This window comes from Streptomyces sp. CB02959 (assembly GCF_002803155.1).
Lineage (GTDB): Bacteria > Actinomycetota > Actinomycetes > Streptomycetales > Streptomycetaceae > Streptomyces.
Genome location: NZ_NNBP01000032.1, coordinates 1 through 21,562, shown reverse-complemented (window position 1 = coordinate 21,562; position 21,562 = coordinate 1). Strand labels below are relative to the sequence as shown.

Here is a 21,562-nt window from a genome sequence, read left to right as displayed (position 1 = left end):
CTGCCGCGGTCCCGCGGCCGGCCGTTCCGGCGGCGGGTTCCGAGGCGTGAACGCCTCGCCGTTCCACGGGAATTCCGGACCATCGAAAACGATCGAAACTGTTCGCACTCGCACAACACGGGCCGGGAAATGACTGCTTGCTGACGTTCCGGGTCATCCCGGTCCCGCCTGCCCGGCGCACGACCCTACTCAGGCCGTGGCGAAGGAGTAGAACCGTTTCAGCGTGCAGTGCTCCTCGAGCAGCCGGCCGTAGATCGGCTCCCCTTCGAGCTCACGGTAGGTCTCGATGGGGTCGCCTTTTATGACCAGGGCGCGCGCACATTCCTCGCACCAGTACTGGTAATCGGCGTTGACCGGCTCCATGTCGCGGACGATCGGCGTACCGCTGCCGCACCAGTCGCACTTCCTGCTGTGGGCGCCCATCCATCAGCTCCAACTGCGGCCGCAGGCCGTACAGACGAAAGGAACACCGCCGTTGTCGCCCAGCGCCTGCGCGACGCGGGAGGAGCCGCACGCGGGGCACTGGAGCGTCACGCCCGCAGCGTCGCGGACGGCGGTCGGGCCGGGCGGGTCGTCGACCTGCCCAAGGATGCTGGCGGGCATCGCGATCTCTCCTCCCCTGGCGGCGCCGTCCGATTCTGCCACGGACCGCCCACCGGGTCAGGTCCGCCTACGGAGCGCCCCGACCAGCCCGCCGAGCGCCGCCGTGCCGCTCAGCGCGAGAACACTCCCCCACAACGCCCGTGACGCCCCACCCGCCCCCTCAGCCGCCAGCCGGTTCCGGAAGAGCGTCCCGAAAAGCGAGGTTCCGAGCAGGAGTCCCACCTGGTTCACGGTCACCACCAGCCCGCTCGCGTCCGCCGCGTCCTCCGTACGGACGGACGCCAACGCGGCGGCCAGATTGGCACTGTGGGCGAAGCCGAACCCGGCACCCAGCCCGGTGTACGCCACGAACACCCATCCCCCGCCGTCCCCGCCGCCCTTGAGCGCCAACCCGATCCCGAGCAGCGCCACACAGATCAGCGCGAACCCGCTCGGGACCAGCAGATGGTGCACCCGCTGCGGCAACCGCCGCCACCACAACCCCACCGCCCCGTAGGCCAACGACGTCGGCACGAAGGTCAGCCCGGTGCGCAGCGCGCTGTAGTGGAGCGCGTTCTGGAAGTGCAGCGTCAGCGCGAACATACAGCCCGCGTTGACAGCCATCACCTCGGCGATCCGGACCACCTTCACGGGCATCCCCGGCGCACCCGCCACCCGGGGCGCGATCAGCGGCGCCCCGCCCCTCCGCGCCCGGGCCGCCTCGTGCGCCGCGAACGCCGCCAGCAGGAGCCCGCCGCCGCCCAGCGACCACCAGGACCACTGCGGCCACCCGGTCTCCTGGCCGAGCACCAGCGGGACCGTCACCAGGCCCAACGCCCCCGCCAGCAGCACCAGTCCGGGCAGGTCCAGCCCGCGCGCCGCACCGGACGGCCGGTCCCGGGGGATCAGCCGCGGCCCGGCCGCCAGCAGCAGCGCGCCGATCGGCACGTTCACCAGGAACACCGGCCGCCAGCCCGCGCCGAAGAGGTCCGCGCTGACCAGCACCCCACCGGCGATCTGCCCGCTGACCGCCCCGATCGCCAGCACCCCGGTGTACGCCCCGATGGCCCGGGTCCGCGCGGCACCCGTGAACGTCCGCTGGATCAGCCCCAGCACCTGCGGGAGCATCACCGCGGCACCGGCCCCCTGGACGACCCGGAACGCGATCAGCTGACCGGCGTCCGCGGCCAGTCCGCAGGCCAGCGAGGCGCCGGTGAAGACCGCGAGCCCGGCCAGGAACGTCCGCCGCGGGCCGAGCAGTTCACCGAGCCGGGCCCTGGTGACGAGCAGCACCGCGTACGCGATGGTGTAGCCGGCGATGACGAGTTGCAGCGCGGCCCCCGAGGCGTGCAGATCGGCGCCGATCGAGGGGGTGGCGACATTGACGATGAAGGCGTCCAACTCCGCCTACGAGGGCGTCTTCCCCACCATCGCGCTCGCCCGCGGCCCGGCCCGCAACGTCCTGTGGCAGCTGTTCACGACGCCCCCGTGCTGCTGCACGTTCCGCAACCGCGACGAGGAGTTCCCGGCGCTGGTGGCCCAACTCCGCGGCGCCTACGGGCGGCACGTCGGCGAGCCCTCCTGGGAGTCCCTGATCGCCCGGCTGTCGCGGGCCAGTGCGGAGTTCGCCCGCCTGTGGGCGGCCGGGGACGTCGCCCCGCACGGCAACCGCACGAAGGTGATCCAGCACGCCTCGGTCGGCGAGATACGGCTGGTCTCCACGTCACTGGCGGTGGGCGGGGTCCCGGAGACCCGGATCGTGGTCTACACCCCGGCCGACGAGGAGAGCCGGCGGCTGACGGAGGTGCTGCGCACGCTCCATGACCCGCTCACCGGCTGCCCCGAGCATCTGCGGCCCGCCTCCGAGGCCTGCATGGACCTGGAGCGGAGGTGGGAGCACAGCGGCACCACAGCCGCACAGCAGCCCACTGCGGCGGAGTGACGTAGCGCATGGGTCCGCAGGAAGCGACGCGCCGTCTCCCGGCTCGGCGTCACACCCACGCGCCCGCGACAGCCCCGCAGTGAAGCAACACCCGGCCGCAACGCAAAGATCCCGCCTCCTGAGGGAGGCGGGATCTTCCGGGCTGTGGAGCTAAGGAGAATTGAACTCCTGACCTCCTGCATGCCATGCAGGCGCTCTACCAACTGAGCTATAGCCCCGGGTCTTGTTCCGTTCCTCCGGGGTTTTCCCCGGCGGCGCCGCGAACAAGAAGAACTCTAGCCTGCGACCTGCCCGGATGTGAAATCCGGCCCGGCCGCCCCCGCTCCGGGGGCTCAGTCGTCGTCGCCGAGCACCGGCTCCGGCAGGGTGCCGGCGTTGTGCTCCAGCAGCCGCCAGCCGCGTGCGCCCTCGCCCAGCACGGACCAGCAGCAGTTCGACAGACCGCCCAGCCCCTCCCAGTGGTGGGACTCCAGGCCGAGCAGCCGCCCGATGGTGGTGCGGATGGTGCCGCCGTGGCTGACGACAACCAGCGTGCCGTCGTCGGGGAGCTTGTCGGCGTGGTGGAGGACGACCGGTGCGGCCCGATCGGCGACCTCGGTCTCCAGTTCGCCCCCGCCGCGGCGCACCGGCTCACCGCGCTTCCAGGCGGCGTACTCCGCGCCGTACTGCGCGAGGATCTCGTCGTGCGTCAGGCCCTGCCAGGCGCCCGCGTAGGTCTCCCGCAGCGCGGCGTCGTGGGACACGTCCAGCCGCGTCAGATCGGCCAGCTCACCCGCCGTCGCCGCGGCCCGGCGCAGGTCGGAGGCGATGATCGCGTCCGGGCGCAGGGCGGCCAGCAGCCGGGCGGCGCGGCGGGCCTGGGCGACGCCGGTGTCGGTCAGCTCGATGTCGGTCGAGCCCTGGAAGCGGCGTTCCAGATTCCAGGCCGTCTGGCCGTGGCGCCACAGGACGACGCGGCGGCCCCGGCCGCCCTTGGTGCCGTTCAGCGCAGGTCTCCGTCCTCGTCGCCCGTGGTGGCCCGGGCGTGCTCCGCGGCCTTGCCCCGGGTGGCCTTGGCCTCCTCGGGGAGGTCGATCTCCGGGCAGTCCTTCCACAGGCGCTCCAGGGCGTAGAACACCCGCTCCTCGCTGTGCTGGACGTGGACGACGATGTCGACGTAGTCGAGGAGCACCCAGCGCGCCTCGCGGTCGCCCTCGCGGCGGACCGGCTTGGCGCCGAGGTCCTTGTTGAGTCGTTCCTCGATCTCGTCGACGATCGCCTTCACCTGGCGGTCGCTGGGCGCGGAGGCCAGCAGGAAGGCGTCGGTGATCGAGAGGACGTCACTGACGTCGTAGGCGATGATGTCGTGCGCGAGCTTGTCGGCCGCCGCCAGGGCGGCGGCGTTGATGAGCTCAAGGGAACGGTCCGTGGCGGTCACAAGCGGCTTTCCGGGTCGAGGGGGCCGCTCCGGCCGGGACGCAGGACGCGCGGCACAGCCGTGGCGCGCCGGCGGTCCTGGGCGGCCGGATCGGCGGTCAGGTACCCCCTTAGGGTCTCACGGACCACCGAAACTCCCGGCGGGGTTTTCCGCCCCACCGGGAGGTACCGGCATCCTGCCTGGTCAGCCCCGCGATCCGCCGTGCGGTCAGCCCTTGTAGTCCTGGCCCAGGACCACCGCGATGTCCGCGTTGGCGGCGACCTTCCCCTGCTGGACGGCGTTCGCGGGCAAGCCCAGCGTCTTGGCGACCTCGGCGGCCTTGGCCCGCTGCGGGGCGTCCGCGTAGGTCACCTGCGAGGTGGCCGCGGTGCCGCCGCTGCCGCCATCGACGAAGGTGTAGCCGCCGTTGAGCAGCGCGACCTGGGCCTTGCCGGTGGCGGCCTTGTCGCCGGTGGCGTTGCGGACCGCGACCCGCGGGGTCACGCCCGGCGCGGTCTTCTTGACCGTGCCGCCCAGGACGTCCTTGACGACGCCGGCCGCGGTGCTCTGGCCGATCGTCCCGTCGGCCTGCACCGGCAGGACCTCGGTGTCGTACTTGTCGGTCTTCGCCAGCTCCGCCCGCTGGGCCAGTGAGCTGCCCAGCTGTGCCTCGGTGAGCGGCGGGTCGAGGATCTGGAGCAGGGACTTCACGGTGGCGGTGGCGCCGTCCGCGTCGCTGGAGACCTTCTTCAGGGTGGCCTGCATGACCTGCCCGAACCGCTGCAGCTGCTTGGTCTGGGTGTCCCCCGGACCCTGGTAGGTGGCGTAGGCGACGGCCGCCTGTCCGCTGAGGACCTGGCCGGTGCCCTGTTTGACGACCGGGGAGTCGCCCTTCTTGGCGCCCGGGACGGAGGTGTCGGTGTCGACGGTGACCCCGCCGACCGTCTCGACGAGGTTCTCCAGATACGGGGTGTCCAGCCGCCAGCTGGCGTTGAAGTCGGCGCCGAGGAGGGTGTTGAGGGACTCCCGGGTGGCGTCGGTGCCGTCGTCCTTGACGGACTTGCCGAGCGTCGTGGTGGTGCCGTCGTCCTTGGTGACGATGAGGCTGTTGGGCAGAAGGAGGGTGGTGCCCTTGTGGGTGGTCTCGTTGTCCACCAGGAGGGCGGTGGAGCTGTTCCCCGTCTTGGTGTCCCGCAGGTTCACCACCAGGACGTCGCGCTTCTGCCCGCCGGCCTCGGCCGCGCCGCCGCCCGCACCGGACAGCCCCGGCAACTTGCCCGCCCACCACAGGTAGCCGACGCCGCCGGCCGCCAGGAGGGCCAGGACGACCGAGAGGGCGACGAGCCGGCTGCGGCCGCGCCGCTTGGCCTCCTCGCGCCGTTCGGTGCGGCTCTCGGTGAACTTCAGCCAGTCGATGACGTCCTCGGAGTCGTCGTCCGGCTCCTCGGCGAAGGAGAACTGCTCGCCGCCGAGGTCCTCGGCGGCGGAGCCCCCCTTGGGGCCCGCGGCGCCCTTGGCCCCGGTGGGCGCGGGCGGCTCCTCGGGGGCGGCCGCCGGCGCCGGGCCGGTCTGCCCCTGACGTGCCTGCTCGTACTGCTGCTGCTCGTACTGCTGCTCCTCGTGGGGCGGCTGCCCGGGGTGCGGCTGCTGGTCCCCGTAGGGGAACTGCTCGTACGGCGGCTGCGGGGCCTGCTGCGGGATCCAGTCCGCCTGCTGGGGCGGCTGGTGCGCCGGCGGCTGGTGGGGCTGGGTGTACGGGTCGTACTGCTGGGGATAGCCGGTCTGCTGCTGGACCTGCTGGCTGCCGTAGGCGTCGTAGCCGTACTCGGGCCGGCCCTGGTACGGCTGCTGGGTCGGCGCGGCCTGGCCGCCCTGCGCCCCGTAGGGGTCATAGGAGGCGTAGCCGGATGGGGCGCCGGGCTCCGCCGGCTGCCCGTAGGGGTCGTAGTGCTGCTGCTCGTACGACTGCTGCGCTTCGTACTGCTGCGGCGCCTCGTGGGGCACCGGCCGGCCGTACGCGTCGTAGGTGTAGCCCTGTCCCTGCTGCCCGTGCTGCCCCTGCTGCCGGGCGTACGGGTCCTGGGGATATGGGTCCTGCGGCCCGTACGGATCGTGTCGGTCGCTCACCGGTGCCCCTTTCCATCTGCCCCGTCAGCGGTCGTCGCGGTACAGCTGCTTTTTGTCGATGTAGCGCACCACACCGTCCGGTACGAGGTACCAGACCGGATCCCCCTGGGCGACGCGCGCCCGGCAGTCGGTCGAGGAGATGGCCAGCGCGGGCACCTCGACCAAGGACACCGCCCCTTCGGGCAGCCCGGGGTCCGCGAGGACGTGGCCGGGCCGGGTCACCCCGATGAAGTGGGCAAGCGAAACCAGCTCCGCCGCGTCGTGCCAGGTCAGGATCTGGCTGAGCGCGTCGGCGCCGGTGATGAAGAACAGATCCGCGTCGCAGTGCTCCGCCCGCAGATCACGCAGCGTGTCTATCGTGTACGTCTTGCCGCCGCGGTCGATGTCGATCCGGCTGACGGAGAACTGCGGATTGGACGCGGTCGCGATGACCGTCATCAGATAGCGGTCCTCGGCCGGGGACACCGTCTTGTGGCTCTTCTGCCACGGGTGCCCCGTGGGCACAAAAACGACCTCGTCGAGGTGGAACTGACTGGCCACCTCGCTGGCGGCGACCAGGTGTCCGTGATGGATCGGGTCGAATGTGCCGCCCATCACGCCCAGCCGCCGCTTCACGGGCCCTGTGTGCTCTCCCATGCGTGCAGACCCTACTTGGCGGGACGCGGTGCCGGGGGCCGGGGCGGGAAGGCTCAGCGGTCGCGGTTGAAGCGGGTCGTGATCCAGAGCAGGAGAAGCAGGATGAAAAGGGCGCTTCCACCGGTGAGGTAGGGGCTCAGGCTGGCGTGCTGGCCACCTTCGTGCCCCGCTTCGGCGAGGGATACCAGGGACTGTGCAGCGGAGTTCAGGCTCATCGTTGGCGGTACCAATCCGGGCGGGGTGCGGACAGAGGCTTCCGCCACATCGTAAGCGCCACGTCACCGGGGGCTCACGCCGACTCCGCCCGAAGGCGCCCGGCCGGCATCCCGGGCCGGCGTCGGTGCTGCTCGGAGCCGGTCCCGGGCGGTGCCTGCCCGGTGGGGTCAGTCCTGGTTGCCGTAGCCGCGCAGCAGGATCCACGCGAGCAGCGCGGCACCCACCACGCCGCCGATGATCACGGTGCGCAGGATCCACCCGGGGCCACTGTCCTGGGAGGTCTCGGCGACGGCGAGCAGCAGGCTCGGATGCGGCATGGCGGTGGCTCCCTTTTGTACGGGCCTGGCGGGCATTGGTCCGCACGCCAGCGTACGCCCGGGCATCCATTCGCCTGTCAGTGGCGTCCTCTAGTCTGAATCACACGCAGTCGAACAGGGGGAGGCCCCAATGACGGACAGCCCAGACGGCGACGCGAACGTACCGAGCCGGAACCGCAAGCGGTTCCCCGGCATCTCGTCGCGGTCCTACGAGCACCCGGCAGATCGCTCGGCGCTGGTGGCGCTGCGCAAGCTGAGCGGGTTCGACACCGTCTTCAAGACGCTCAGCGGTCTGCTGCCGGAGCGCAGCCTGCGGTTGCTCTTCCTGTCGGACTCGGTCCGCGTCGGCGACCAGCAGTTCGCCCATCTCCACGCGATGCTGCGCGACGCCTGCTACGTCCTGGACCTGGAGAAGGTCCCGCCGATGTACGTCAACCAGGACCCGCAGCCCAATGCCATGTGCATCGGCCTGGACGAGCCGATCATCGTGGTGACGACCGGTCTGGTCGAGCTGCTCGACGAGGAGGAGATGCGGGCCGTCATCGGCCACGAGGTGGGCCACGCCCTCTCGGGGCACGCGGTCTACCGCACGATCCTGCTGTTCCTGACCAACCTCGCGACCAAGGTCGCCTGGATCCCGCTCGGCAATGTCGCGGTCATGGCGATCGTGACGGCGCTGCGCGAGTGGTTCCGCAAGTCGGAGCTGTCGGCCGACCGGGCCGGCCTACTGGTCGGGCAGGACCTCCAGGCGTCGATGCGCGGCCTGATGAAGCTGGCCGGCGGCAACCACCTGCACGAGATGAACGTCGACGCGTTCCTCAAGCAGGCCGAGGAGTACGAGTCCGGCGGCGACCTGCGCGACTCCGTACTGAAGATCCTCAACGTCCTGCCGCGCAGCCACCCGTTCACCACGGTCCGCGCCGCCGAGCTGAAGAAGTGGGCCGAGAGCCGCGACTACCAGCGCATCATGGACGGGCACTACCCGCGCCGCGACGAGGACAAGGACGCCTCGGTCTCCGACTCGTTCAAGGACTCCGCGGCGCACTACGCCGAGTCGGTGCGCACCAGCAAGGACCCGCTGATGGGCCTGGTGCGCGACATCGCGGGCGGCGCCGGGGACCTGGGCGGCAAGCTCCGCGACACGGTCTTCGGCTCGCGGGCCAACGGCGCCGGCGGGTCGAACGGCACTAGTGGATCGGACGGCTCGGAGTCGGCTGGGAAGTAGCCGAAAGCTCGCCGCAGAGCGCGGCGTTGGCCCGGCCCCGTGCGTAGGGGTCGGTGCCGGCGGGCCGGTCGGGGCCGGCGTGCTGGCCGGCGAGCAGCGGGTGCAGCGTGTCGGCCGGGTCCGAGGAACAGCTCAGCGGCCCGGCCTGCAGGCTGCTCTGCACGACGGCCAGGCGGTGGTCGGCGAGGTCGTCCCGGCCGACCTGGAAGTGCAGTTCGCGCCGGACGGTGACGAGCGAGGCGGCGCCCGGCGTCGGCGTTCCGGTGTGCTGCCCGGCGGCGTCCTTCGGGGCGCTCGGGGCAGGTTGCACGGCGTAGACGAAGGTGTAGTCGGCGGCGATGTCGAGGGTGTCGGCGCTCAACTCCGTTGCGCTCAGCGTGCCGTTGACGCGGACGTCGCGGTCGGCGAGCCGGATCTGCCGGGGGTCGAAGCGGACCAGCCAGCCGGTCGCCGCGTCCCGGCCGTTGTCGTCGGGGTGCGCCAGACTCCGGTCGAACTGGTCGAGTTGGCCGGTGTCCAGCAGCAGCCGGACGGGCCGTACGGCGCCGCCGGTGAGGGTGGCCGGATCCACCGACGAGCGGACGAGGTAGTCCTTGGCGATGGTCAGCGCGGTGACGATCTGGCCGTCGGAGAAGTGCGCGGTGCGCTGGACGGCGGGGAGGTTGATGCCGGCCGCCCCGATCCGGTAGTCGGCCGCCGGGCTGTGCGCGAAGAGGTCCGCGGGGGTCGCGCCCGGTACGGCGCCGGGCGGCGCCAGCGGCACCACCGAGGACCGCAACGGCTCGGCCCGGGCCGGCTCGGGGGCCTTGTACGGGTGGCGTATGCCCATGTAGACGGCGGTGCCGAAGGCCAGCACGATCAGCAGCACCAGCAGGACGGCCTGGCGCGATCCGCCCAGCCGCAACCATGCGTGGCGGATCCTCACCGCCGGTGCGTGGTGCTCCCCGAGCCGCTCGTCGGCGGAGAACTCCTGCAGTCGCGCGGCGCGCACGAACCGCTCGTCGAAGACCACGGATCGGTACTCGTCGTCACCGCCTCCCGGGGCGCCGTCGGGCGTCCCTTCGGGAGGGTCACCAGGCCCGGTCATACAACAAGGGTAGGTCTGACGGGGCCGACGTAAACGCCGGAGAGCAGGACAACTTCACGTCAGTGCGGCCCAGGGCCCGCGGAGAACGACGGGCGCAGCGGCTCCGCGGAGCCGGCCGCCGGGACCCCGGGGCGGGGCGTCTGAAGGTTGTCCTGGCCGCCTTTGGGGGGCGCGCCGGAGGCCGGGGCGTCGACGCCGGTGGAACTGGCCGGCGGCGCGGGGCTCTGGCTGCGGCCGGAGGCGCCTCGGTAGACGGCGCTGAAGGCGAGCGCCACCAGTCCGACGCCCATCACCACGGCCAGCACCCAGGCCATCGGCCGGTGCCAGCGGGCGGTGCCGCGGTAGGGGCGCAGAGACCCGCCGTAGGGACCGTACGGGTCGTAGGCGTCGCGGTCGGCCGGCCGTTCGTCGGCGTCCCCGTAGTCGTAGTCGTCGTCCGGTCCGAAACCGCCCCCCGGGCGGGCGGCCGCCTCGGCCTCCGCTCGCGCCTCGGCGGCGGCCAACATGCGCTCGACCGCCGAGGGCTCATGGATCGTCGCGGACCGCACGAAATCCTCGTCGAAGACCACGGAAGCGAACTCCTCGTCCGCTCGTCCGTGGCTCCCGTGGTGGTGCTCGTCGGGCTGTTCGCCGTCCGGGAACGGCGTGCCCCCCACGTCGTCCGGCACCCGTCCAGGGTAGCCCCGGCCGGACTTTTTGGGCAGGGAGGGAAGCAGCCGGATACCGGCGGAACGGGGCCGTCCGCGGGGTGGGTCAGCGGATGTGGCCGTCGCCCGTGACGATGTACTTCGTGGACGTCAGCTCCGGCAGGCCCATGGGGCCGCGGGCGTGCAGCTTCTGGGTGGAGATGCCGATCTCGGCGCCGAAGCCGAACTGGCCGCCGTCGGTGAAGCGGGTCGAGGCGTTGACCGCGACCGTCGTGGAATCCACCAACTGGGTGAAGCGGCGGGCCGCGGCCTGCGAGCCGGTGACGATGGCCTCGGTGTGGCCGGAGGTCCAGCGCCGGATGTGTGCCACCGCCGCGTCCAGGTCGGGCACCACGGCGGCCGCGATGTCGTAGGAGAGGTACTCCGTCGCCCAGTCCTCGTCGGTGACCGGGGCGACCAGGCCGGGGCCGGCCTGCTGCCAGGCGGCGTCGCCGTGCACCACCACGCCGGCCTGGGTCAGCGCCTCCAGGGCGCGCGGCAGGAACTTCTCGGCGATGCCGGCGTGCACCAGCACGGTCTCGGCGGCGTTGCAGACGCTGGGGCGCTGGGCCTTGGAGTTGACCAGGATGTCGATCGCCATGTCGAGGTCGGCGGCCTCGTCGACGTACACGTGGCAGTTGCCGGTGCCGGTCTCGATGACCGGCACGGTGGACTCCTCGACGACGGTGCGGATCAGGGCGGCGCCGCCGCGCGGGATCAGCACGTCGACCAGGCCGCGGGCGCGCATCAGCTCGCGCACCGAGTCCCGGCTCTCGCCGGGCACCAGCTGGACGGCGTCGGCCGGCAGCCCGGCGCTCTCCACCGCACCGCGCAACACGTCCACCAGGGCGCTGTTGGAGGCGTACGCGGAGGACGAGCCGCGCAGCAGCACGGCGTTGCCGGACTTCAGGCAGAGGGCGGCGGCGTCCACCGTCACGTTGGGCCGGGCCTCGTAGATGATTCCGACCACGCCGAGCGGGACCCGGACCTGGCGCAGGTCGAGGCCGTTGGGCAGGGTCGAGCCGCGCACCACTTCACCGACCGGGTCGGGCAGCCCGACGACCTTGCGTACGTCGTCGGCGATGGCGGCGATCCGCTCGGGGGTGAGGGTGAGCCGGTCCACGATCGAGGGGGAGGTGCCGGCAGCCCGGGCCTTCTCGACGTCCTCGGCGTTGGCCGCCACCAGGGCGTCGGTCTGCGCCACCAGGGCGTCGGCGATGGCGAGCAGCGCCCCGTCGCGGGCCGTGCGCGGCAGCGGGGCCAGGACGGCGGCCGCCTCCTTGGCGCGGCGGGCGGTGTCGAGGACGGGCGAGGACTGGGATGCACTGCTGGTCATGGCCGCAGCCTAACGCCGCGCCGGGCGGCGGCCACGACGGATTCCACAGAGCGGGACGCCGGTCACACCGGCGGCGGGGCCGGTGGACCGCCGCGGGGCCCGCTCCGGTACGGGGAGCGCGCGAGGGCCGGTCCCGGTGGGGCGGCGCCCTACGCGGACCCGTCGGACAGGCGCTGGGGACCCAACGCCCGTCCCTGGTGGGGGCCAACGCACCGTCCCTAGTAGGGATGCACCCCGACCGGCGAGGCCGGTGGCGGTCCGTAGCCCTCCGCGACGCGCTGGTGGTAGGTCTCCCGGTCGATGACCTCCAGGCCGACGATCTCCCAGGGCGGAAGCTTGGCCGTCGAGCGGTGCTCGCCCCACAGCCGGAGGGCGACCGCCGCCGCGTCGTGCAGGTCCCGGGCCTCCTCCCAATAGCGGATCTCGGCGTGGTCGTTGGCGTAGCGGCTGGTCAGCAGAAAGGGATGGTCGTGGGCGAGCTGTTCGAGCGCCCGCCGGACCTCCTTCAGCGGGGCCTCGACGCCAGAGACGCTGAGGGTGACGTGCCACAGCCGGGACGTCTCCCGGCGCTCGTCCTCCCGCGGCCGCGGTGCCGTCCGGTCCCGCTCCGCCCGCCGGCCGGGCTCTTCCTGCCGGGCGGCGCTGCGGCCGGTCCCGACGCTGGTCAGTGTGCGCTCCGCCGTCCCTCGGGCCGGAGCCCCTGGGCGCCCTCGTGTCACCGGCGGCCTCCTGTGATGCGAATCGCTCCGCCCCTTCGAGGTGCGGAGCCGACTGGTGCGGTCGTCCTTCGACGCCTGCGCTCGCGCGCTGCGGGCGCCGCCCCGCTGCGGCGCCCCCGCAACAAAGTTGACCAGTCCGCGGCCGCTCGCGGGGCCGTTTTGCCGAAGGTCCCCGGTGAAAGGCTGATGAAGGCCGGCCCCGTTCGAGCCGCGCCGGGGACCCGCCGGGGGCGGCTCAGTGGTGCAGCAGCACCAGGTCATCGCGGTGCACGACCTCGCGCTCATACGCCGGTCCGAGCTCGCGGGCCAGATCCCGGGTGGAACGACCAATCAATCGGGGGATTTCCCGGGCGTCGAAGTTGACCACCCCACGGGCGACCGGGTGACCGGCGGCGTCCCGCAGCTCGATCGGGTCCCCGGCGGAGAACTCGCCCTCGACGGCGGAGATGCCGGCCGGCAGCAGTGAGGAGTTCCGTTCGACGACGGCCCGCACCGCGCCGTCGTCCAGCACCAGGGCGCCCTGCGGCGTGGAGGCGTGCGCCAGCCACAGCAGCCGGTCCGCGGAGCGGCGGCCGGTGCGCAGGAAGTGGGTGCCGGTGGCGGCGCCGGCCAGCGCGTCGGCGGCGTGCACGGTGGAGGTGAGCACGACCGGGATGCCGGCCGCGGCCGCGATCCGGGCCGCCTCGACCTTGGTGACCATGCCGCCGGTCCCGACGCCGGACTTCCCGGCGCTCCCGATGGAGACGCCCTCCAGGTCCTTGGGGCCGGTGACCACGTCTATCCGGGAGGTGCCGGGAGTGGACGGGTTGCCGTCGTAGAGGCCGTCCACGTCGGAGAGGAGGATCAGCAGGTCGGCGCGGACGAGGTGGGCGACGAGGGCGGCCAGCCGGTCGTTGTCGCCGAAGCGGATCTCGTCGGTGGCGACGGTGTCGTTCTCGTTGACGATCGGCACCGCCCCCATGGCCAGCAGCTGGTCGAGGGTGCGGCAGGCGTTGCGGTAGTGGGCCCGGCGGCTGGTGTCGTCGGAGGTCAGCAGCACCTGGCCGACCCGGCGGCCGTAGCGGGCGAAGGACGCGGTGTAGCGGGCGACCAGCAGGCCCTGGCCGACGCTCGCGGCGGCCTGCTGCCGGGCGAGGTCGCGGGGGCGGCGGTCGAGTCCCAGCGGGGCGAGGCCGGCGGCGATGGCACCGGAGGAGACCAGCACGATCTCCTTGTCCTGATGCTTGGCCAGGACGTCCACCAGGGCGTCGACCCGGTCCGCGTCCAGTCCTCCCGTGGCCGTGGTCAGCGAGGACGAGCCGACCTTCACCACGATCCGGCGGGCGTCTGCCACGTCCTGCCTTGCCCCTGCCACCTGTACACCCCTGTGCTCGCCGAACCCGCTGCCGTACGGAACCCCGTACAGCCGCAATCTACGGCAGCACCCCCGGCGGACGCCTCGCCATATCGCCTGGCGGACGTCCCGGCGGACACCCCGATACCGCGGCGAGGAGGTCGGGCCGTAAAGAGCTAAGACGGAAAATGACACTCGAAGGTTGCGTTCGATTGGTCCGTTTCGCGGCGAAGAGAGCCACAGCAGATTGTCACCAAGGCCAACGAGGTCATACGGTCGGGTGTCCATCGGTCCCGTTTCGCCGCTCCGGCGGCGTCGCAGCGCGGGACCCGGCCGCCGTCCCCGGCCTCCCCCCATGACCTTTCTGCTGCCAGGAGCCCTCCCCCGTGCCTTCCGCCGGAATCGCCCCCAGACGAGCCGTCCAGCTCGCGGCGCTCTTCGCGATGATGGTCGCGTTCACCGCCCAGCTGATCGGCGCGCTGCTGCCCGTCATTCCGCTGTTCATCGCAGCGTCAGTGGTCAACCTGGTTCTCGACCTGGTTCTCCAGCACCAGCAGCCCGGTCTGCTCGCCCTACTCGGCCGGATCCGCTTCGACGTGACGGTGCGTCAACTGCTGCGGGACATGCTGATGCTGGTCGGCCTGCTGCACATCGACGGCATCAACCCCCTGGAGGAGCAGGCCCCCCTGACCATCACCCTGCTCGCCTTCTACGGCACCCACTTCGTGTGCCAGGCGGTCGCGGTCCTGGTCCGCCGCTCCCGGAGCCTGCCGCTCGTCACCCGCAACATCGACGCCGGCACGCTGGGACTCACCGACGCCCCGCCGCGGCTCCTCTACCGCCAGACCGGCCGGCGGCTGCTGCGCTTCTCGGTGCCCACCACGGCCGGAATAATGGTCACCGCGGTCACCGGCAACGCCTTCTGGGGCGGCATCGGCATCGGCGTCGCCGTGCTGCTCTCCGCCGGCGGCACCCTCTACCTGAGCACCTGGCTGCTGCCCGGCAAGCAGGTCGTCGGCGAGCAGCGCGCCCTGGAATGGCTGGACGACTGGCTGGCGGCCTACCGGCCGACGGTCGGCATGTACTTCTCCGGCGGCTCCTCCTCCGCCTACCAGGCCAACATGTGGCTGAGCACCCTGGCCGGGCTGGACGGCAAGCCGATCATCGTGCTCCGCGAGCGCTTCATGGTGCAGAAGATCGAGGCCACCGACATCCCGATCGTCTGCATCCCCAAGGTCGCCCACCTGATGCGCCTGGAGCACTCCACCCTCAAGGTGCTGCTGCACCCGGCGAACTCCGGCAAGACCTCGCAGATCCTGCGGATCCCCTCCATCAAACACGCCTTCATCAACCACGGCGAGAGCGACAAGCTCTCCTCCTGCAACCCGTACGCCAAGGCGTACGACGAGGTGTGGGTGGCCGGTCCGGCCGCCCGGGACCGCTACCAGCTCGCCGACATCGGCATCGAGGACAAGGACGTCGTCGAGGTCGGCCGCCCCCAGCTGGCGTCGATCCGGCCCCACGAGGGCGCCCCGCTCGGCCGGTACACCACCGTGCTCTACGCCCCCACCTGGGAGGGCTGGGACGGCAACCCGGGCAACACCTCGGTGATCCTGGCCGGCGAGAACATCGTCCGCGCCCTGCTCGCCGACCCTTCCGTGCGCCTGCTGTACAAGCCGCACCCGATGACCGGCTCGGTGGACCCGCGGGCCGGCGCCGCCAACGCCCGTATCCAGGCCATGATCGCGGAGGCCGGCGCCCGGCGCTGCGGCGCGCTGCCCGGCCCCGAGACCGCCGTCGAACTGGCCCGCCGCACCGCCGAACTGGACCGGCTGACCACCGCCGACTTCCGCAAGAGCGCCGACGAACTGGAGCGGATGCGGCTCCAGAGCACCCCCGAGGAAGGCCGCGCGGCCGCCGTCGAGGCCGCCGTCGCCGCCTGGGAGGAGGCGTACTGGAACTCCTTCCCGGAGTGGGAGCACCGCGTCATCACCACCGTGCGCCCCGGCATCTTCAGCTGCTTCAACCAGGCGGACCTGCTGATCAGCGACGTCTCCAGCGTGGTCTCCGACTACCTGACCAGCGAGAAGCCGTACGCGGTCGCCAACACCTCCGGGCTGGCCGAGGACGACTTCCGGGCGAACTTCCCGACCGTGCGCGCGGCCACCGTCCTCACGCCCGACGCGGCCGGCGTGCCCGCGCTCCTCGAAGCGGTACGCGACCCGGGGCGGGACGGCCTGGCCGCGGCCCGCGCCGAACTCAAGGAGCACCTGCTCGGCCCGTCCGACCCGCCGTCGACGGTCCGCTTCAACGAGGCCGCGGTGGACCTGTGCGTCCAGGCCGACGAGCGGCGGCGCCGGATGGAGAGCCGGCTGTCGGGCATCCCCGTGCAGCGCTCGCAGCAGGGCGTGACCGGCACCGAGACGGCCCGCCACGGCTCCGGCGGCGCCCCGGGCGCCACCGCCGCCGTCTGAGCCCGCAGCGGGCCGTGCACGGCCCCGCGGAAACGGGCAGGCCCCGGGAGGAGCGTTCCTCCCGGGGCCTGCCCGTTTCCGTACTCCGGCCGGACTGGCCGAAGCGGCCTAGAACGGCGAGAAGCCGTCGTACTCGCCCTGCGCCTCGTCGCGCTCCGCGTCGCGGTCGCGGCGCCGCTGGGCCGCCGGGCGCGGGGCCTCGAAGCGGTGGTCCTCACCGCGGCGGCCGAGCATCTCCGCACCGGCCGACATCGACGGCTCCCAGTCGAAGACCACGGCGTCCTCGTCGGAGCCGATCGCCACGCCGTCCATGGCGCGGGCGCCGGCCTTGAGGAGCGCGTCCTCCACGCCCAGTCGGTTGAGCCGGTCGGCGAGGTAGCCCACCGCCTCGTCGTTGTTGAAGTCGGTCTGGCGGACCCAGCGCTCGGGCTTCTCGCCCCGGACGCGGAAGAGGCCGTCGTCCTCCTGGGTGACCGTGAAGCCCGCGTCGTCCACCGCCTTGGGGCGGATCACGATGCGGGTGGCCTCCTGGGCCGGCTTGGCGGCCCGCGCCGTGGCGACGATGTCCGCCAGGGCGTACGACAGCTCCTTGAGGCCCTGGCGGGCGACCGCGGAGACCTCGAAGACGCGGTAGCCGCGCTCCTCCAGGTCCGGGCGGATCATGTCGGCGAGGTCCTTGCCGTCGGGGATGTCGACCTTGTTGAGGACGACCACCCGCGGCCGGTCGCCGAGGCCGCCGTACTGGGCCAGCTCCGCCTCGATGACGTCGAGGTCGGAGACCGGGTCGCGGTCCGACTCCAGGGTGGCGGTGTCCAGGACGTGCACCAGCACCTCGCAGCGCTCGACGTGCCGCAGGAACTCCAGGCCCAGGCCCCTGCCCTGGCTGGCGCCGGGGATCAGGCCGGGGACGTCGGCGATGGTGTAGACCGTCGCTCCGGCGGTCACCACGCCGAGGTTGGGCACCAGCGTCGTGAACGGGTAGTCGGCGATCTTCGGCTTGGCGGCCGAAAGCACCGAGATCAGCGAGGACTTGCCGGCGCTGGGGTAGCCGACCAGCGCGACGTCCGCGACGGTCTTCAGCTCCAGCACGATGTCGCGGGACTCGCCGGGCTCGCCGAGCAGCGCGAAGCCGGGGGCCTTGCGGCGGGCCGAGGACAGCGCGGCGTTGCCCAGCCCCCCGCGGCCGCCCTGGCCGGCGACGAACTGGGTGCCCTGGCCCACCAGGTCGGCCAGCACCTCGCCGTTCCGGTCCAGGACGACGGTGCCGTCGGGCACCGGCAGGATCAGGTCCTTGCCGTTCTTGCCCTCGCGGTTGTCGCCCGCGCCCGGCTGGCCGTTGGTGGCCTTGCGGTGCGGGTGGTGGTGGTAGTCGAGGAGCGTGGTGACGTCCTGGTCGACGACCAGGATCACATCGCCGCCGCGGCCGCCGTTGCCGCCGTCGGGGCCGCCGAGCGGCTTGAACTTCTCCCGGTGAACGGAGGCGCAGCCGTGGCCTCCGTTACCCGCGGCGACGTTCAGCTCGACGCGGTCCACGAAGGTGGTCATGGTGGGGATGCCTCCAGGTCAGCGGGGGTGTCTTCGTACTGTGCGAGATATCCGCCTACGCCCGGGAATGCCATGCGTAGATCGGGAATGTCTTCTGCATAACGCGCCAAGGGCGGACCGTTCTTCCCGCTTGGCGCGAGAAGAGACGGTCCGCCCCTGACGTGCTGTCGACGTGTGTCGTCCGGGCCGAGATTACTCGGCGACCGGAACGATGTTCACGACCTTGCGGCCGCGGAAGGTGCCGAACTGCACCGCGCCGGGCTGCAAGGCGAACAGGGTGTCGTCGCCACCGCGACCGACGCCCGTGCCCGGGTGGAAGTGCGTGCCACGCTGGCGGACCAGAATCTCACCGGCGAGCACGGCCTGACCGCCGAAGCGCTTCACGCCGAGCCGCTGAGCATTGGAATCGCGACCGTTCCGAGTGGACGATGCGCCCTTCTTATGTGCCATGTCTCCTCAGTCCCTTACTTCGCCGGAGCGTCGATGCCGGTGATCTTCAGCGCCGTGTGGAGCTGGCGGTGGCCGATCCGCTTCTTGTAACCGGTCTTGTTCTTGTACTTCTGGATCCGGATCTTGTCGCCCTTGTGGTGGTCCACGACCTCGGCCTGGACCTTCACGCCGGCGAGGACCCACGGGTCGCTGGTGACCGCGTCACCGTCGACGACCAGCAGCGTGGAGAGCTCGACGGTGTCGCCGACCTTGCTGGTGGAAATGCGGTCAACCTCGATGACGTCGCCAACAGCAACCTTCTGCTGGCGTCCGCCGGTGCGCACGATCGCGTACACGCGGAACTCTCTCTCGTTAGATACGGATCCTCTGATGCCAGCTGCTCTCACGGGCTCAGGGACGTCCCGTGGAATCCGACCCGTGGACCACGAGCGGGACGAGCGGCCTCCCTCGGCGAGGCCGAGAGGTGTTTGCTCAGAAGGGGGTGGTGTCACGCAGACACCGACGGTCCAGGTTACGGGGCCTGGACCAGGGGGTCAAACCGGCCCCGGACCGCCTCGCGACGGTCCGGGGCCGGGCACTGCTCAGTCCTCCGCGGAGGACGACGCCGAAGCGGCCGCGGTCTTCTTCGCCGCGGTCTTCTTCGTCGTGGTCTTCTTCGCGGTGGTCTTCTTGACCGCGGCCTTCTTGGCGGTGGTCTTCTTCGCCGCCGTCTTCTTGGCCGTGGTGGTCTTCTTCGCCGCGGTCTTCTTGACCGTGGTCTTCTTCGCCGCGGTCTTCTTCGCCGGGGCCTTCTTCGCCGTGGCCTTCTTCGCGGTCTTCTTCGCCGCGGGCGCCGGCTCGGCGACCTCCGCACCCTCGCCGGTCTCGGCGGGCTGCTCGGGGGCCTCGACGGGCGCCTCGGCCACCGGCTCGGCCGCCGGCGCGCTGATCACGATCGTCCCCGCGGCGTCACCGGCGTCCTCCGGTGCACCCGCCGGAGCGGACACCCGACGGACGGCCCGACGGCGCGGACGGGACGGTGCGGGCTCGGCGACCGGAGCGGGCTCGGCGACGGGCTCCGGCTCCACGACCGGGGCGGTCGGCTCGGCGGCCGGCAGCACGATCGCGGCGGCCTCCTCGGCGGCCTTGGGCGCGCCCGCCGGGGCCGACACCTTCCGGCTCACCCGACGGCGGCCACGGCCCCGCCCGGTGGCGGCGGCCTCGGCCTCCGCGGCACTGCCGTACCACTCGTCGGCGCCGTCCACCGACGGCTGCAGCTGGGCCTCGGTCACCGCGACCGGCTCCAGTTCCGGCGCCGCCTCCTCGGCCACCGGTGCGGACACCGGCTCCACCGCTGCCGCACCCTCGACGGGCTGCTCCGGCTGGGCACCGTTCGCCCCGGCCTTGCCCTTCTTCTTGCGCTTGCCGCCACCGGCCGCCGGCTGGTCCATGTGGACGATCACGCCGCGACCGTTGCAGTGCACGCACTGCTCGGAGAAGGACTCCAGCAGCCCCTGGCCGACCCGCTTGCGGGTCATCTGGACCAGGCCGAGCGAGGTGACCTCGGCCACCTGGTGCTTGGTGCGGTCCCGGCCCAGGCACTCCAGCAGGCGCCGCAGCACCAGGTCCCGGTTGGACTCCAGGACCATGTCGATGAAGTCGACGACGACGATACCGCCCAGGTCGCGCAGCCGCAGCTGGCGCACGATCTCCTCGGCCGCCTCCAGGTTGTTCCGGGTGACGGTCTCCTCGAGGTTGCCGCCCTGCCCGGTGAACTTCCCGGTGTTGACGTCGATCACGACCATGGCCTCGGTCTTGTCGATCACCAGCGACCCGCCGCTGGGCAGCCAGACCTTGCGGTCCAGCGCCTTCATCAGCTGCTCGTCGATCCGGTACGTCGCGAAGACGTCGACCTCGGAGGTCCACCGCTGCAGCCGGTCCGCGAGGTCCGGTGCGACGTGCGAGACGTAGCCGTGGATGGTCTCCCAGGCGTCGTCACCGCTGACGATGACCTTGGAGAAGTCCTCGTTGAAGATGTCCCGGACGACCCGGACGGTCATGTCCGGCTCGCCGTAGAGCAGGCTCGGCGAGCTGGTCGAGATCGCCTTCGCCTTCTTCTGGATCTCTTCCCACTGCGCCTGGAGCCGCTCCACGTCACGGCGCAGCTCGTCCTCGCTCGCGCCCTCCGCGGCGGTGCGCACGATGACGCCCGCGTCCTCGGGGACGATCTTCTTGAGGATCTGCTTCAGCCGGGCGCGCTCGGTGTCCGGGAGCTTGCGGCTGATACCGGTCATCGAGCCCTCGGGCACGTACACCAGGTAGCGGCCGGGCAGCGAGACCTGGCTGGTCAGCCGGGCGCCCTTGTGGCCGATCGGGTCCTTGGTGACCTGGACGAGGACGGACTGGCCGGACTTCAGCGCGGTCTCGATGCGGCGCGGCCCGTTGGCCATGCCCAGCGCCTCGAAGTTGACCTCGCCCGCGTACAGCACGGCGTTGCGGCCCTTGCCGATGTCGACGAAGGCGGCCTCCATCGACGGCAGGACGTTCTGCACCTTGCCGAGGTAGACGTTGCCGACGTACGAGGTGGCCTGCTCCTTGTTGACGAAGTGCTCCACGAGCACGTCGTCCTCCAGGACGCCGATCTGGGTGCGCTCGCCGCTCTGGCGGACCACCATCACGCGCTCGACGGCCTCCCGGCGCGCCAGGAACTCCGCCTCGGTGATGATCGGCACCCGGCGGCGGCCCTGCTCACGCCCCTCCCGGCGGCGCTGCTTCTTGGCCTCCAGGCGCGTCGACCCCTTGATCGACTGGACCTCGTCGGCGCCGGTGCCCTCGTCCTTCTTGCGGGGCTCGCGGACCTTGACGACCGTACGCTCCGGGTCGTCGGCGTGCGCGGGCTCGGCGTCACCGCTCTCCCCGCTCCGCCGGCGGCGACGCCGGCGACGACGGCTGCTGCTGGTGCTGCCACCGCCCTCCGCGTGCTCCTCGGCGCCCGGCTCGCCGCCTTCGGCGGCCTCCAGCTCCTCCTCGGCCTCCTCGGCGCCTTCGGCCTCGGCAGCCTCCTCGGCACCCTCGGCCACCTCACCGCGGCGACGGCGACGACCGCCCCGACGGCGGCGGCGCGAGGGACGCTCGCCGTCCTCGCCGGTCCCGGCCTCGGCGTGCTCCTCCTCGGCCTCCTCGGCCTCGGCCACCTCTTCGGCGGCGGCGGGCGCGGCGGTGGCGCCGGTGCTCACACCGGACGTCTCCTCGACCGGCGCGGGCGCCACTGCCTCGACCTCGGCCGGCTCACCGCGGCGGCGACGCCGGCGGCGGGAGGCCACGGGCGCCTCTTCCGGCGTCTCCACGACCGTCTCCGTCTCCTGACGGGCGGCGGCGTGCGCGGCGGCGGCGCTCTCGGGGGTCTGGAACATCGGCTCGGCGAAGACTGGCGCCTGGAAGACGGCCGTCGGCGGCCGCTGCGCCCGGCGGCGACCGCGCGCCGGCGCCTCGGCCGCGGGCGCCTCGGCGGC

The 21,562-nt window shown here is 72.3% G+C and carries 21 protein-coding genes and 1 tRNA gene; 3 read left to right on the top strand and 19 right to left on the bottom strand.

Annotated features, from left to right (window positions below; all coding sequences use genetic code 11):
* Positions 1-189 precede the first annotated feature (189 nt).
* From CG747_RS37765 to CG747_RS37760, 3 genes are read right to left on the bottom strand one after another with little or no spacing between them, the layout of a single operon-like run.
* Positions 190-423 carry a hypothetical protein gene (locus CG747_RS37765; RefSeq protein WP_016573211.1) on the bottom strand — a complete coding sequence of 78 codons (234 nt, stop codon included), beginning with the start codon at positions 421-423 and terminating at the stop codon, positions 190-192.
* Between the two features lie 3 nt (positions 424-426).
* Positions 427-603 (bottom strand): hypothetical protein, encoded by a 177-nt coding sequence (locus CG747_RS48465; RefSeq protein ID WP_180985877.1) that lies wholly within the window; start codon positions 601-603, stop codon positions 427-429.
* Positions 604-660: 57 nt separating this feature from the next.
* Positions 661-1,983, bottom strand: coding sequence for an MFS transporter (locus CG747_RS37760; RefSeq protein WP_100606408.1), 1,323 nt, complete (start codon positions 1,981-1,983; stop codon positions 661-663).
* Here CG747_RS37760 and CG747_RS37755 point away from each other — a divergent pair.
* Positions 1,970-2,524 (top strand): hypothetical protein, encoded by a 555-nt coding sequence (locus tag CG747_RS37755; RefSeq protein ID WP_257981003.1) that lies wholly within the window; start codon positions 1,970-1,972, stop codon positions 2,522-2,524. The genes CG747_RS37760 and CG747_RS37755 overlap by 14 nt on opposite strands.
* A gap of 145 nt (positions 2,525-2,669) precedes the next feature.
* Here the strand turns inward: CG747_RS37755 and CG747_RS37750 are convergent.
* The 7 genes from CG747_RS37750 to CG747_RS48455 all read right to left on the bottom strand — a co-directional run bounded on the left by CG747_RS37750 (position 2,670) and on the right by CG747_RS48455 (position 7,216).
* Positions 2,670-2,742 (bottom strand) — tRNA-Ala (locus tag CG747_RS37750).
* 114 nt (positions 2,743-2,856) lie between these two features.
* On the bottom strand, positions 2,857-3,510 hold the full coding sequence (locus CG747_RS37745; protein WP_100606472.1) for a histidine phosphatase family protein: 654 nt from the start codon (positions 3,508-3,510) through the stop codon (positions 2,857-2,859).
* Positions 3,507-3,941 carry a ribosome silencing factor gene (gene rsfS, locus CG747_RS37740; RefSeq protein WP_100606406.1) on the bottom strand — a complete coding sequence of 145 codons (435 nt, stop codon included), beginning with the start codon at positions 3,939-3,941 and terminating at the stop codon, positions 3,507-3,509. Before rsfS ends, CG747_RS37745 begins: the two co-directional genes overlap by 4 nt.
* A 207-nt stretch (positions 3,942-4,148) precedes the next feature.
* A complete protein-coding gene (locus CG747_RS37735) occupies positions 4,149-6,047 on the bottom strand; it encodes an LCP family protein (RefSeq protein ID WP_100606405.1) in 1,899 nt (632 codons plus the stop codon).
* Between the two features lie 24 nt (positions 6,048-6,071).
* On the bottom strand, positions 6,072-6,683 hold the full coding sequence (gene nadD, locus CG747_RS37730) for a nicotinate-nucleotide adenylyltransferase (protein WP_037635115.1): 612 nt from the start codon (positions 6,681-6,683) through the stop codon (positions 6,072-6,074).
* Between the two features lie 53 nt (positions 6,684-6,736).
* Positions 6,737-6,898 carry a hypothetical protein gene (locus tag CG747_RS48460; RefSeq protein WP_016577759.1) on the bottom strand — a complete coding sequence of 54 codons (162 nt, stop codon included), beginning with the start codon at positions 6,896-6,898 and terminating at the stop codon, positions 6,737-6,739.
* A gap of 168 nt (positions 6,899-7,066) precedes the next feature.
* Positions 7,067-7,216, bottom strand: a complete 150-nt coding sequence (locus CG747_RS48455; RefSeq protein WP_180985875.1) for a hypothetical protein — start codon at positions 7,214-7,216, stop codon at positions 7,067-7,069.
* Positions 7,217-7,346: 130 nt separating this feature from the next.
* Between CG747_RS48455 and CG747_RS37725 the strand changes: the two genes are divergently transcribed.
* The gene (locus tag CG747_RS37725; RefSeq protein ID WP_100606404.1) at positions 7,347-8,441 is read left to right on the top strand and encodes a M48 family metallopeptidase; all 1,095 of its coding nucleotides are present in this window, start codon (positions 7,347-7,349) and stop codon (positions 8,439-8,441) included.
* On the opposite strand, the gene CG747_RS37720 is transcribed toward CG747_RS37725, so the two are convergent.
* The 5 genes from CG747_RS37720 to proB all read right to left on the bottom strand — a co-directional run bounded on the left by CG747_RS37720 (position 8,404) and on the right by proB (position 13,602).
* Positions 8,404-9,528 carry a hypothetical protein gene (locus CG747_RS37720; RefSeq protein WP_100606403.1) on the bottom strand — a complete coding sequence of 375 codons (1,125 nt, stop codon included), beginning with the start codon at positions 9,526-9,528 and terminating at the stop codon, positions 8,404-8,406. The genes CG747_RS37725 and CG747_RS37720 overlap by 38 nt on opposite strands.
* 59 nt (positions 9,529-9,587) lie before the next feature.
* On the bottom strand, positions 9,588-10,196 hold the full coding sequence (locus CG747_RS37715; RefSeq protein ID WP_100606402.1) for a hypothetical protein: 609 nt from the start codon (positions 10,194-10,196) through the stop codon (positions 9,588-9,590).
* Between the two features lie 85 nt (positions 10,197-10,281).
* On the bottom strand, positions 10,282-11,550 hold the full coding sequence (locus tag CG747_RS37710; RefSeq protein ID WP_100606401.1) for a glutamate-5-semialdehyde dehydrogenase: 1,269 nt from the start codon (positions 11,548-11,550) through the stop codon (positions 10,282-10,284).
* Between the two features lie 218 nt (positions 11,551-11,768).
* Complete coding sequence (locus CG747_RS37705; protein WP_100606400.1) at positions 11,769-12,269, bottom strand: hypothetical protein; 501 nt, start codon at positions 12,267-12,269, stop codon at positions 11,769-11,771.
* A gap of 235 nt (positions 12,270-12,504) precedes the next feature.
* The gene (gene proB, locus CG747_RS37700) at positions 12,505-13,602 is read right to left on the bottom strand and encodes a glutamate 5-kinase (RefSeq protein WP_100606399.1); all 1,098 of its coding nucleotides are present in this window, start codon (positions 13,600-13,602) and stop codon (positions 12,505-12,507) included.
* A gap of 386 nt (positions 13,603-13,988) precedes the next feature.
* Here proB and CG747_RS37695 point away from each other — a divergent pair, with 386 nt between their 5' ends.
* Entirely contained in the window at positions 13,989-16,076 is a 2,088-nt protein-coding gene (locus CG747_RS37695; protein WP_100606398.1) for a hypothetical protein, read from the top strand.
* Positions 16,077-16,184: 108 nt separating this feature from the next.
* Here CG747_RS37695 and obgE read toward each other — a convergent pair whose 3' ends face one another.
* From obgE to CG747_RS37675, 4 genes are all read right to left on the bottom strand, one after another.
* Positions 16,185-17,621, bottom strand: coding sequence for a GTPase ObgE (gene obgE, locus CG747_RS37690; RefSeq protein WP_100606397.1), 1,437 nt, complete (start codon positions 17,619-17,621; stop codon positions 16,185-16,187).
* 192 nt (positions 17,622-17,813) lie between these two features.
* Positions 17,814-18,071, bottom strand: a complete 258-nt coding sequence (gene rpmA, locus CG747_RS37685; RefSeq protein ID WP_016574171.1) for a 50S ribosomal protein L27 — start codon at positions 18,069-18,071, stop codon at positions 17,814-17,816.
* A gap of 14 nt (positions 18,072-18,085) precedes the next feature.
* Positions 18,086-18,406: a 50S ribosomal protein L21 gene (rplU, locus tag CG747_RS37680; RefSeq protein ID WP_018538042.1), complete on the bottom strand. Its 321-nt coding sequence runs from the start codon at positions 18,404-18,406 to the stop codon at positions 18,086-18,088.
* 246 nt (positions 18,407-18,652) lie between these two features.
* Positions 18,653-21,562: Rne/Rng family ribonuclease (locus tag CG747_RS37675; protein ID WP_257981000.1), on the bottom strand; the 2,910-nt coding region annotated here is incomplete at its 5' end.

What these genes read in the sequence shown, in the direction of transcription:
- CG747_RS37765 (WP_016573211.1), bottom strand. Translation starts at nt 423, where the DNA reads ATGGGCGCCCACAGCAGGAAGTGCGACTGGTGCGGCAGCGGTACGCCG.
- CG747_RS48465 (WP_180985877.1), bottom strand. Translation starts at nt 603, where the DNA reads ATGCCCGCCAGCATCCTTGGGCAGGTCGACGACCCGCCCGGCCCGACC.
- CG747_RS37755 (WP_257981003.1), top strand. Translation starts at nt 1,970, where the DNA reads ATGAAGGCGTCCAACTCCGCCTACGAGGGCGTCTTCCCCACCATCGCG.
- nadD (WP_037635115.1), bottom strand. Translation starts at nt 6,683, where the DNA reads ATGGGAGAGCACACAGGGCCCGTGAAGCGGCGGCTGGGCGTGATGGGC.
- CG747_RS48460 (WP_016577759.1), bottom strand. Translation starts at nt 6,898, where the DNA reads ATGAGCCTGAACTCCGCTGCACAGTCCCTGGTATCCCTCGCCGAAGCG.
- CG747_RS48455 (WP_180985875.1), bottom strand. Translation starts at nt 7,216, where the DNA reads ATGCCGCATCCGAGCCTGCTGCTCGCCGTCGCCGAGACCTCCCAGGAC.
- CG747_RS37725 (WP_100606404.1), top strand. Translation starts at nt 7,347, where the DNA reads ATGACGGACAGCCCAGACGGCGACGCGAACGTACCGAGCCGGAACCGC.
- CG747_RS37720 (WP_100606403.1), bottom strand. Translation starts at nt 9,528, where the DNA reads ATGACCGGGCCTGGTGACCCTCCCGAAGGGACGCCCGACGGCGCCCCG.
- CG747_RS37710 (WP_100606401.1), bottom strand. Translation starts at nt 11,550, where the DNA reads ATGACCAGCAGTGCATCCCAGTCCTCGCCCGTCCTCGACACCGCCCGC.
- obgE (WP_100606397.1), bottom strand. Translation starts at nt 17,621, where the DNA reads ATGACCACCTTCGTGGACCGCGTCGAGCTGAACGTCGCCGCGGGTAAC.
- rpmA (WP_016574171.1), bottom strand. Translation starts at nt 18,071, where the DNA reads ATGGCACATAAGAAGGGCGCATCGTCCACTCGGAACGGTCGCGATTCC.